The organism is Formosa sejongensis (genome assembly GCF_033447105.1).
In the GTDB taxonomy this organism is placed as follows: domain Bacteria; phylum Bacteroidota; class Bacteroidia; order Flavobacteriales; family Flavobacteriaceae; genus Formosa.
Window position 1 is genome coordinate 332478 of the sequence record NZ_JAWQUN010000002.1, and the last position, 12261, is coordinate 344738.

The following is a 12261-nucleotide window of genomic DNA, read 5'->3' on the forward strand; positions in this document are numbered from 1 at the left end:
CGTTATTATTCCACAAATTCTGGAACAAATGCTTCGAAATAAGCATTAACAACCTCTTGATTATCTAACTCTTTATATTTATTAGTATAGAAAAGCTTTAAGTATACTTCTAATTGTTGTGGTGTTTGGTATCCGCGAACTGGTGTTATAACTTGCGCATCTTCGTCTAAAAACACAATTGTTGGATATGCATTTACACCTAATGCTATGGTTAATTCGTGCGCACTATTTCTTTGGTTTTTTTTAGATTCGTTGTAATTAGGATTACCATATGTTACACCTTGAAACGTTACAGACTCATTTCCCTCTGCATTAAATTTAACCGCATAATAATTAGCGTTTACATACTCCGCAACATCTTTATTTTGGAAGGTATTTTTATCTAGCATTTTGCAAGGACCACACCAATTGGTATAAGCATCTATCATTATTTTTTTAGGTGTTTTTTTCTGAAGTTCTAAGGCCTCATTAAAACTTATCCATTTAATTTCTTGAGCATTTATAATTCCTATTGAAAACATAAGAACCATTAAAAGCAATCCTTTTTTTATTGCCATATCTTTTTATTTTTAAATATTATATTCACTTTAAGTGGTCTAAAATAGTACAAACACCTTACATTTAAATGCATTACTATTGTTATTAGATATTATTTCTAGTGCACACCGTGCATTAATTTGTTCATTTTACGAGTTAACGCCATTACAATTAAACCTGCTATAATAGGTACTATAGTAAAGATTAAGAAAAACGTACTCATATCGTAAGCTGCTGTAATCTTGTCGATAAGTCCACCCATCATACCTGCGGCTTTGTTTCCTAAACCAACAGCAATGTACCATAAACCAAACATCACACCAATTTTAGCTGCAGGAACTAATTTACTCACATAAGAGAGTCCTACGGGAGATAATGATAGTTCACCCAAAGTATGTAGTAAGTATGCAAAGATTAACCAAACAACACTAACAGAGGCCGTTTGTGCACCTTGGGGAATACTTGCAGAACCGTAAGCTAACACACCAAATCCTAGACCTAATAGTATTAAACCTATTCCGAATTTTACGGTTGCTGGCGGATTGTATTTACTTTCCCAAATTTTAGATACTAGTGGCGCAAAAGCGATGATATAAAATGAATTTAAAATACCGAACCATGATGCTGGAATTTCGGTATTTTCTTGAGAAAATTGAACTTTCAGCATATAAATTACAATACACCAAATAATGGCAAAACTTAACCCTAACGCCAAATTTGATAATTTATACTTACTGAAAGTAATTTTGAATAATTGTAGTAATACGTATGTAATAATAATTAAAGGTACAACTGTAAGTAAGGTGTTAGCTATTCTAAATACCATAGCAGAATCCCCTTCTAAAATACGGTTGGTATAATCTGAAGCAAAAATGGTCATAGAACCACCAGCTTGCTCGAATGCTGCCCAAAAGAATATGGTGAAAAAAGCGAGAATTGCAACGACTATATATCTATCTTTCTGAACATTTGCAGGAATAACGTCTTCCTTAATGGCATTAGGATCTTCTAAACCTTTGTGGTCTTGGTCATAATCAAGCGTCTCTTTTGGAGATAATCCGATTCGTCCGAAAATGGTCTGTGCCAACCAGAATTGCACCATTCCTAAGAACATAAAAATTCCAGCTAAACCAAATCCCCAGTGCCATCCGATAGATTCACCTATATATCCGCAAAGTAGAATTCCTAAAAAGGCTCCTGCATTTACACCCATATAAAATATAGTGAAGGCACCATCTTTTTTGTCCTGAGCATTTTTATAAACCCCGTTAATTATTGATGTAATATTGGGCTTGAATAACCCATTACCCGCAACTAATAATCCAATTCCTAGGTACAAACTCCAAGGGGTATCGAATGCCATAGCAGCATGACCTAGAGTCATAATTAATGCACCAATAGCAACAGAACGTCTGTAGCCAAAAAACTTATCGGCTAGAAAACCTCCTAAAATTGGCGAAAAATAGACCAGCATAGTATATGTTCCATAAAGTCCTAATGCATCTTCCCTACTCCAAGCCCAACCGCCATCTATAATGGCAGAGGTTAAAAACAATACTAAAATAGCACGCATTCCATAATACGAGAAACGCTCCCACATTTCAGTAAAAAACAATACAAACAACCCTGAAGGATGTCCCATTAAGAGTTTTCGATTCATCTCTGAACCTTCAAACCTAAAATTAGCTACGCTCATTATTCAATATTTTATTTAACACCATGCATTTTACGTTTCATCATAGGATTTAATAACAGCATAAAAACAGCTGCGACTATAGGGATAACTGTAAAAATTAAAAAGAACGTAGACAAACCATATTCTTCAGATATTGCATCTATATAACTACCCGTAATACCTCCTAATAAGTTCGCGATAAAATTCGCTACAAACCATATTCCAAACATCATACTTACTAATCTCATAGGCGCTAATTTACTAACATAAGACAGACCTACAGGAGACACACAAAGCTCACCCAAGGTGTGTAACAAATAAGCAATCACTAGAAAGATTAAACTTACTGCAGCCGTTTTAGCTCCTTCTGGAATAGTAGATGCGCCATAAGCAAGAACAGCAAAACCTAAACCAACCAATACTAATCCTACAGCGAATTTAACAGGTCCTGAAGGATTATATTTACTTTCCCAAATCTTAGAAAATAGCGGAGCGAATAAAATAATAAATAATGAGTTTAGTACAGAAAACCATGATGCTGGAACCTCTGTAGCATCAGCTTCAAATTCCTTTTTAAGCATCCAAATAACTATTCCCCAAATGATAACAAAACTGAATCCTAATAAGAGATTGGATAAAGCAAATTTGCTAAATGTTTGTTTAAACAACATCACAAGTACATAAGTAATGACAAGCATTGGTACTAATGTTATGATTGAATTTATGATTTTAAATGTCGTTGCAGCATCACCAACCAAAGCTCTATCTGTATAATCCGATGCAAAAATGGTCATAGACCCTCCTGCTTGTTCGAAAGCCCACCAAAAGAAAATAGTGAATATTGCAAAAATCGCAATAACAGTCATTCTATCTTTTATAACTTTCGGACTTTCTGGTTCTACAGCTTTTTCTTCAACCGTTGCTGTATGGTGTAATTTAGATTCTTCTAAAGCTTCAATAGTTTTAGCAGGAGATAATCCTATTTTTCCAAAGATGTTCTGAGCATAATAAAATTGTAACATTCCTAAAAACATAAAGATTCCAGCTAAACCGAATCCCCAGTGCCATCCTATATTTTCACCTATATATCCACATAGTAAAATCCCTAAAAAAGCGCCAGAATTAATACCCATATAGAAAATAGTATATCCTGCATCTTTTTCTTTTCCTTGAGACAAGTATAGTTGTCCTACCATTGAAGAAATATTGGGCTTGAACAAACCATTACCAAGAATTAAACATAATAACCCGATAAAGAAAAAAGAAGTACCAATACCTTCCAAAGCCATAGAAGCATGTCCCAAAGTCATAATAAATGCTCCTATAACAACTGCTTTTCTGTACCCTAGAAATTTATCTGCAATATAACCTCCAATTATCGGGGTTAGATAGACTAAACCAGTGTACCAAGCATAAAGCACTAAAGCATCACTTCGTTCCCATCCCCAGCCTTCTTCCATTAAAGAAGAAATTAAAAATAAGACAAGTAGTGCACGCATTCCATAATATGAAAAACGCTCCCACATTTCCGTAAAAAACAAGACAAATAATCCAGACGGATGACCTAATACTGTTTTTTGGTTTGTTTCTGAACCTCCAAATTTATATTCCATGTTTCAATTTTTAGTTTAGTTTCCTATGCTTTGTTTTCGTTATTATACTTCATGAATTTCTCTTTCATTATCTTCTGCACCATGCGTTAATCGTTTTAATGGTTTTAACATTATGATGAATAAAGTCCCTATCATAACAGTAAAAATTAATATTCCTGAGAAAACTGAAAGTTCTCCAAAATTCGAAGCCGATTCACCAATTATTCCTGCAACCTTATTTCCTAATCCTGTTGCAGCAAAGTAAACTCCCATCATTAAAGATGCATATTTAACAGGTGCTAATTTTGTAATAAAAGATAAAGCTACTGGCGAAATACAAAGTTCTCCAATAGTATGGAAGAAATAGGCTAACACTAACCAAATCATGCTAGACATTCCTGATTTCTCGAATTGCATTGCTGCAAAAACCATAAACAAGAACCCAAAGCCCATGATAATAATTCCGGTTGCCATTTTAAATAACGACGATGCTTCTTTTGATTTAAGTTTTCTAGCTGCCCAAAAATTTGCAACTCCTGTAGCAAATAAGATTATAAAACCAGCATTTAAACTTTGGAACATAACTGTTGGTATTTCGAATATACCAAAGAAATTACGGTCTGTATTAGTCTCTGTATATAAGTTCATTAATCCTCCGGCTTGTTCATACGCGCCCCAAAAAATAATTACCATTATAAAAGAAAGCAAAAGCACTACAAATCTATCTTTAAACACTTGCGATTCTAAATCTTTATAAATCATCATTAACAACGCTGTTATGGTTGTTAAAAACAGAAACAAAAGACCATAACCCCAATCTAAAACATACCACCCGTAAAAAGACAACGTTAATAAGATTCCTGATATTAATAATTGCTTAGGCGAAGTAAATAATTTAGCATATAATTTCCCGTAAGATACATCGTCTTTAGCATTGGTCGAGACTTCAAGATTTCCAACCTTCGTCAAATACTTCTGTCCACCAATATAATTTACCAATCCGATTAACATTACAATTCCTGCCAAACCAAAACCAGCGTGCCATCCCCATTTAGCGACAACTGCACCTACGACCATGGTAGCTAGGAAAGACCCTAAATTAATTCCGATGTAGAAAATACTAAATCCTTTATCTCGTCTAATATCACCTTCTTTATACAAGCCACCAACCATGGTAGATATATTTGGTTTTAACAAGCCTACTCCCAAAATAACTAAACCTAAACCAGTATAAAAAGCCCATGTATCTGTTAAGACTAAAACGGCATGACCGACACATAATATTATTGCCCCGTATAGAACTGCTTTTTTCTGTCCAATAAGTTTATCTGCAATCATTCCACCGGGTATAGACATGACATACACCAACATGGTATACCATCCATAAAGCGCCAATGCTTCTTGACTAGTCCATCCTAAACCAACACCTCTATCATCATCTCCAAGCGAAGACGTTGTCATGTATAACACCAATAATGCTCGCATACCATAATAGGAAAAACGCTCCCACATTTCGGTTAGAAATAAAATATACAATCCTACGGGATGTCCAAATAACTCTTTTTGATGTGGTTCTAAGGTTTTTACTGTCATAAATGTTGGCAACTTAAGATCGTTACCTGGGTTTTATATTAATTAATTTTGTCTCCTAAGTTTTTATCTAAGAAATTCGTCATTTTAGTATATAGATGTAACCTGGTATTACCACCATAAATACCGTGATTATTATCTGGATAAATCATCCATTCAAATTGTTTATTCGCTTGAATTAAGGCTTCAATCATTTGCATTGAATTCTGAACATGCACATTATCGTCTCCTGTTCCATGAATTAACAAAAAGTCACCTTTTAATTCTTCAACATAATTAATTGGAGAATTGTCATCGTAACCTGAGGCATTTTCCTGAGGTGTTGTCATATAACGTTCTGTATAAATAGAATCGTAAAATCTCCAACTCGTTACTGGCGCTACTGCAATTGCCATTTTAAATACATCGCTCCCTTTAAAAATAGCATTACTACTCATAAATCCACCAAAACTCCATCCCCAAATTCCAATTCGTTCTTTGTCTATATAAGCTAAATCTCCTAGTTTTTTAGCAGATTCTATTTGATCTTCTAATTCAAATTTTCCTAATTCGTTTTGAGTTGACTTTTTAAATATAGCGCCTTTAAAACCAGTTCCTCGACCATCTACACAAGCGATAATATATCCTTTTTCAGCAAGCATTTCATACCAATAATCGTTTGTTCCAAACCAACTATTGCTTACACTTTGAGAGCCAGGTCCTGAATATTGAAACATTAATAACGGATATGTTTTTGAAGCATCAAAATCTGAAGGCTTAATCATCCACATGTTTAAGTCGTTACCATTTACTTTTAGAGTACTAAACTCTTTTGGCGACATATCATAATTTAATAATGTATCCGACAATGCTTTATTATCCTTTATTACCTTAATTACTTTTCCTGTTTTAGTACTGTTTAAAGTATATAACGGAGGTGTTGTTGCACTAGAATAGGTATTTATGAAGTATGTAAAATCGGCACTAAACGCTGCCGAATTTGTACCATCCGTTTTAGATAAACGTGTTTTATCTTTTCCATTTAATCGAATACTATATACATCGCGATTTATTGAACCATTTTCTACAGATTGATAAAATATAGATTTTGTTTTTTTATCGAAACCATAATAATGCGTTACTTCCCAATCGCCTTTTGTGATTTGATTAATTAAAGTCCCGTCGTTTTTATAATGATAAATATGATTGTATCCATCCTTCTCGCTTGTCCAAATAAAACTGCTATCATCTAAGAATGTTAAATTATCAGTAACATCTACATAAGCAGGATCTTTATCTGTAAGTACTAATTTCGATGTCATATTAGAAGCATCTATCATCCACAAGTCCAATTCATTTTGATGTCTATTGGTATATTGTGCACTTAAAACATCTGTTTCGTTAGTCCACTGTATTCTCGGAATATAAAAATCAGAATACATTTTATCTAACTTAACTTCTGATGTATTATTTTTTTCTAAATCGAAAATATGAAGTGACACTTCAGAATTTGCTTCACCAGCTTTAGGATATTTAAACACCTCTTGTTGAGGATATAAATCGGTTCCATAAATATCCATTGAAAATTCAGGAACATTAGATTCATCAAAACGAATAAATGCAATTTTATTACCTGCAGCATTCCATTCAAAAGCTCGTACAAAGGCGAATTCTTCTTCGTAAACCCAATCCGTAATACCGTTTATAATTACATTATCGACACCGTCTGATGTGAATTTTGTAGTTTCTCCAGTTTTTAAATCCTTAATAAACAAATTATTATTTAATCCGTAAGCTACTTTAGTACCATCAGGAGAAAAGGTTGGCTCTTGAATTTTTTCATCAGAAACCGCAGTCACTTTTTGTGTAGCTGTATCGAAAACAAAGTAATTCCCTAAAGTAGAATGTCTAAAAATAGACTCCACATTCGTTGCTAAAAGCACCTTACTTTCGTCTTTACTAAACGTGTAATCTGTAAAATACCCGATATCAGGTAAATCACCAGAATTCACTAACGTTTTCACCTTACTTAAGGTTTTATAATCGTAAATATCGATAGCAGTTGTTCGCGATTGTCGGTTAAAATCTAGCACAGAATATTGCTGACCATTAGCCATAGAATGTAGGGCATCCATGCCTTGGGTTCTGAAACTGCCGTTCCAAATGTCTTCTAAAGTTATTTGTTTTTGTTGTGCTGTAATTGTACCTGTCATTAGAATAAACAACAGTAATAGAGTAGAATAGTGCTTCACGTAAAAAAATTTAAAAATTAGTTAAAATTGGGGAATTTTAAAAAGTTCTCAAGTTTACTAAAAATTAACGAAATTACCACCTCAATTAACAGTTTTTATAGATAATACGGCGGTTTAAAACCTGCATTAACCTTCAATAAGTACTATATTTGTTCTGTTAAATTATAATTGAATGAGCAAAACGATTTCAGGTTTTTCTAAACTATCTAAATCAAAAAAAATAGATTGGATTGTTAGCACGTATTTCTCTAACCAAGAAAACACCAAAACGATTCTAAAACAATATTGGAATTCTAACGATAAACTTCAACAGTTACACGACGAATTTATCGAAAACACCATCACCAATTACTACTTACCATTAGGTGTTGCTCCAAACTTCTTAATAAATGGCAAGATCTATACTATCCCCATGGCTATCGAAGAAAGTTCTGTGGTTGCGGCAGCGAGTAAGGCTGCTAAGTTTTGGTTGGAACGTGGTGGATTTAAAACGACAGTGATTTCGACGACTAAAATTGGTCAGGTACATTTTATGTTTGAAGGTGATTCTAATCATTTAAAATCTTTTTTTAACAGCGTTAAACCACTACTTTTAGAAGCTACTAAACCACTTTCTAAAAACATGGAAAAACGTGGAGGTGGCATTTTAGATATTGAATTAAGAGATAAATCAGCCCATATTCCTAATTACTTTCAACTGCATGTTTCTTTTGAAACTGCGGATGCCATGGGCGCTAATTTTATAAATTCGTGTTTAGAGCAATTTGCAAAAACCTTTAAAACTGAGGCTTTACTCTTTGATGGTTTTTCGCCTGAAGAAAAACAAATTGAAATTGTAATGAGCATACTTTCTAATTACGTTCCAGATTGTTTGGTACGCGCTGAAGTAAGCTGTAAAGTTGAAGATTTAACCGAAAATAAATCCATCCCGGCAGAAGAGTTTGCCAACAAATTTATACAAGCTATTAATATTGCAGAAATTGAACCGTATCGTGCCGTTACACATAATAAAGGTATTATGAATGGTATTGATGCCGTAGTATTAGCCACAGGAAACGATTTTAGAGCAGTTGAAGCTGGTGTACATGCATATGCATCTAGAAACGGATCTTATAGCAGCTTATCCCATGCTAAAATAGAAAATGACATCTTTACATTTTGGATGGAAATACCTCTAGCTTTAGGAACCGTAGGCGGATTAACAAACTTGCATCCATTAGTGAAATTATCTTTAGAAATGCTACATAAACCATCGGCTAAAGAACTGATGCAGATTGTTGCAGTTGCTGGATTAGCTCAGAATTTTGCAGCCTTACGTTCGCTTACCACAACAGGTATTCAAGAAGGCCATATGAAAATGCACTTAATGAATATATTAAATCAGTTTGAAGCTAATTCTAAAGAAAAAATCACCTTAGTAAATCATTTTAAAACACATACTGTTTCACATAGCGCAGTTGTTGAAGCACTCGAAAAACTACGTCAATAATGGATACGTTTTACAGTAATGGAAAATTATTAATTACCGCTGAATATTTAGTTTTAAACGGCGCTGAAGCTTTAGCACTTCCAACAAAATTCGGGCAATCTCTTACAGTAGAAACCCGTAAAAATCCCGGTTTAAATTGGCAAAGTTTTGATAATACAAACAAGCTTTGGTTTGAAGCTGATTTAAATTACAAAAACAACATCCTAGTTTCAAAAACGGATAACGAACTTACAAATAGATTAGTTTCCATATTAAATACAGCCAAAACTTTAAATCCCGAATTTCTAAAAGACGACAAAGGATATTCTGTAAAAACACATTTAGATTTTCCTACAAATTGGGGTTTGGGAACATCGTCTACGTTAATAAACAATATTGCTAATTGGGCTAAAGTAAACCCATACAAACTACTTAAACTTACTTTTGGTGGTAGCGGTTACGATATTGCTTGCGCATCAAACAACACACCTATTATTTACACGTTAGCAGACAAATTTCCTATTGTAAAACCTGTAACATTTAAACCTGAATTTTCTGAGCATATTTATTTTGTTCATCTTAATCAGAAACAAAATAGTCGAGAAGGTATTGCTCATTACAAAGCAAATACTTCAAATAAATCTGAAGCGATTAAAGCCGTTAATAACATTACAACAACACTTTTAAGCTGCGCAGAATTAAACGCATACAACTCTTTAATTGAGGCTCACGAGACTATAATAGCAGACATCGTACAGCTGCAAAAAGTAAAAGATTCATTATTCCCTGAATTTTCAGGAAGCATTAAAAGTTTAGGTGCTTGGGGTGGCGATTTTATTATGGTCTCATCGCTTGAAAACCCTACAGAATATTTCAAACATAAAGGATACCATACCATACTCCCCTATAAAGACATGATTCTATAAAACAAAAAAAATCCTCATCTAACCGATGAGGATTTTTTTATATAAAATGATCTGTTATTTATTGTACAGATTCAGCTCTATTATCTTCAATATCTGAAGCATCTTTTAATGCCGTGAATAATTTAGTATTTACAGCATTATCTTTTTGTTGTCCAACACGGTTAGCAAACGCTTGATAATTATCTAACCCAGCAGCAGGAGAAACTTTAGTAACTTCTACCATATACACACCATTTTCTCCAACGATTAATTTAGATGTTTCTCCTTCTTTTAAACCAAAGGCAGCACCAACAACCACAGGTTCTCTACCTGCACCAGAAATGGTTGGGTTTTTCATGTTTAATGAAGAAGCTGTTTTAATTGTCTGATTTTCTTCTGCAGCTAAAGCATCTAAAGTTCCCGCTTGTACACGTTTTTTAAGAATAACTGCTTTTTTCTCTTTACGGATTTTAGGAATAACAATTGCAGAAGCATTCTCTACAGACATTAATCCTGCTGGTGTTTTAGCAGAAACTTGAACGATTGCATATCCTCCAGGGATATTGAAACGCTTAACATCTCCAACTTTAGTTTCTTCATTAAAAGTCCAACGTACAATTTGACGTTGATTACTTAATCCAGGGATATTTTCTTGAAGTACTCCAATTCCTTTTACAGGACGTACAGCATAATTATTTTCTTTAGCTACTTCTTGAAAATTGTTGTTTGCTACCGCGATTTCAAATTTAGAAGCATCTCTAAATACTTTATCAACAGTTTCGTCAGATGGCTCAATTGCTCTTGCAATTGTTGCAATTTTAACTGCTTTTTCTTTAGACGTTTGATCTAAAATTTCGATAACGTGGTAACCGAAGTCTGTTTTCACAACACCAACATCACCTTTACTATTTTCGAAAGTATAATCTCTAAATTCTGGAACCATAGAATTGTAAGTAAACCAATCTAAAACTCCTTCGTTTTCATTACTTACTTTATCAGCAGATAATTCTAACATATCCACAAATTTAGAAGGATTTGCCATAACAACAGTCATAACACTATCTGCAGTTATCTTAGCTTGAATCTCTGTTAAAACAGTTTCTGCAGAAGCAGCACGAGAACCAATAAAAGGAATTAAAATGTGTCTAGCTTTAGCAGAATCTGGTAAAAACGTTTCTGCTACTAATTTAGATAATTTTAAGTATCCATTATCTTTATAAGGACCGTAAACACTATTTACGCTTTTATTGAATAAACTATCAGCTAAAATCTTAGTTAGACCTGATTTGAATACAAAACGGTCATCGTATTTAATATCTGAATTACCATTCACAAATAATTCGGTATCTTTTACTTGTGCAAACCCTAAAACAGTATCGTTAGATTTTGTAATGTCATTATACACAACCGAAGTTCCTAAATATTCTGTTAAGGTCGTAGTAATTTCTATTTCATCGTCTAAAGAAGCAACTTCTTTAAACTCAACATAATTAATATCTCTTGACGCTTCTACTTCAAATCCTTTACTGTGATTCTTAATATAGCTTGAAATCTCATCTTTAGTAACAGTTACTGTACTATCTGAAATAGATGAATAAGGTAATTGTACATATTTAATATCTACTTTATTATTTTCAAAGTCATATTCAACTTTTCCTTCTGCTAAAGTTCCTGTAACACCAGCCTTAACCATGTTCACATAGTCTTGTTGCATCCCAGAATCTGCGATAGATTGTTCATAATCTACCCATTGTTGGTATCCTTCTACAGAGGTTGCTTTTAAATTTGCAATGTATTCATTAAGTTTATTCTCATCGAATAATCCTGCTTCATTTTGAAATTCTGGGCTACTTGCTAAGTTTGCTTTTAACAATTGTCTCATTTGGTCACGCTCAACAGTAAATCCTAGTTTCTCATATTGAGACTCCATTACAGCTTGTCTTACTTCTTGCTCCCAAACACGATTCATAGCTTGTGTATTCGTTGCACTTGCTCCCATTTGTCTTTGAGCAAACTCTACTTTACGTAAAAAGTCTTCTCTTGAAATTTCTTTACCATTTATTGTAGCTACAATATTTTGAGATTTACCGGATAAAGAACTTCCGTTTTGGAATAATCCAGAAAGCACAAAAGAGAATAATGCTAATGCGATAATTAGGATTAAGAAAAGTGAACGTTGTCTAATTTTATTTAAAATTGCCATTGGTCATTTAAATTATATGAAATATTGGGCGCGAAAATACCATTTTCTATTTAATAATAA

8 protein-coding genes are annotated in these 12261 nt (G+C 33.5%); 2 read left to right on the forward strand and 6 right to left on the reverse strand.

Features of this window, described 5'->3' with window-relative positions:
* Window positions 1-5 precede the first annotated feature (5 nt).
* The 5 genes from R6X41_RS03790 to R6X41_RS03810 all read right to left on the reverse strand — a co-directional run bounded on the left by R6X41_RS03790 (window position 6) and on the right by R6X41_RS03810 (window position 7586).
* Complete coding sequence (locus R6X41_RS03790; protein WP_318497589.1) at window positions 6-557, reverse strand: thioredoxin family protein; 552 nt, start codon at window positions 555-557, stop codon at window positions 6-8.
* A gap of 98 nt (window positions 558-655) precedes the next feature.
* A complete protein-coding gene (locus R6X41_RS03795) occupies window positions 656-2233 on the reverse strand; it encodes a peptide MFS transporter (RefSeq protein ID WP_318497591.1) in 1578 nt (525 codons plus the stop codon).
* An 11-nt stretch (window positions 2234-2244) separates the two neighbouring features.
* Window positions 2245-3825: a peptide MFS transporter gene (locus R6X41_RS03800; protein ID WP_318497593.1), complete on the reverse strand. Its 1581-nt coding sequence runs from the start codon at window positions 3823-3825 to the stop codon at window positions 2245-2247.
* A 42-nt stretch (window positions 3826-3867) separates the two neighbouring features.
* Window positions 3868-5397: a peptide MFS transporter gene (locus R6X41_RS03805; RefSeq protein ID WP_318497595.1), complete on the reverse strand. Its 1530-nt coding sequence runs from the start codon at window positions 5395-5397 to the stop codon at window positions 3868-3870.
* Window positions 5398-5435: 38 nt separating this feature from the next.
* Window positions 5436-7586 carry a S9 family peptidase gene (locus R6X41_RS03810; protein WP_318497799.1) on the reverse strand — a complete coding sequence of 717 codons (2151 nt, stop codon included), beginning with the start codon at window positions 7584-7586 and terminating at the stop codon, window positions 5436-5438.
* Window positions 7587-7797: 211 nt separating this feature from the next.
* On the opposite strand from R6X41_RS03810, the gene R6X41_RS03815 reads away from it, so the two are divergent.
* Together R6X41_RS03815 and R6X41_RS03820 are read left to right on the forward strand one after the other, a co-directional pair.
* Entirely contained in the window at window positions 7798-9114 is a 1317-nt protein-coding gene (locus R6X41_RS03815; protein ID WP_318497597.1) for a hydroxymethylglutaryl-CoA reductase, degradative, read from the forward strand.
* On the forward strand, window positions 9114-10019 hold the full coding sequence (locus R6X41_RS03820; protein WP_318497599.1) for a GYDIA family GHMP kinase: 906 nt from the start codon (window positions 9114-9116) through the stop codon (window positions 10017-10019). The genes R6X41_RS03815 and R6X41_RS03820 overlap by 1 nt, the downstream gene beginning before the upstream one ends.
* Window positions 10020-10077: 58 nt before the next feature.
* Here the strand turns inward: R6X41_RS03820 and R6X41_RS03825 are convergent, their stop codons facing one another.
* Window positions 10078-12201: a peptidylprolyl isomerase gene (locus R6X41_RS03825; protein ID WP_318497601.1), complete on the reverse strand. Its 2124-nt coding sequence runs from the start codon at window positions 12199-12201 to the stop codon at window positions 10078-10080.
* Between the last annotated feature and the right edge of the window lie 60 nt (window positions 12202-12261).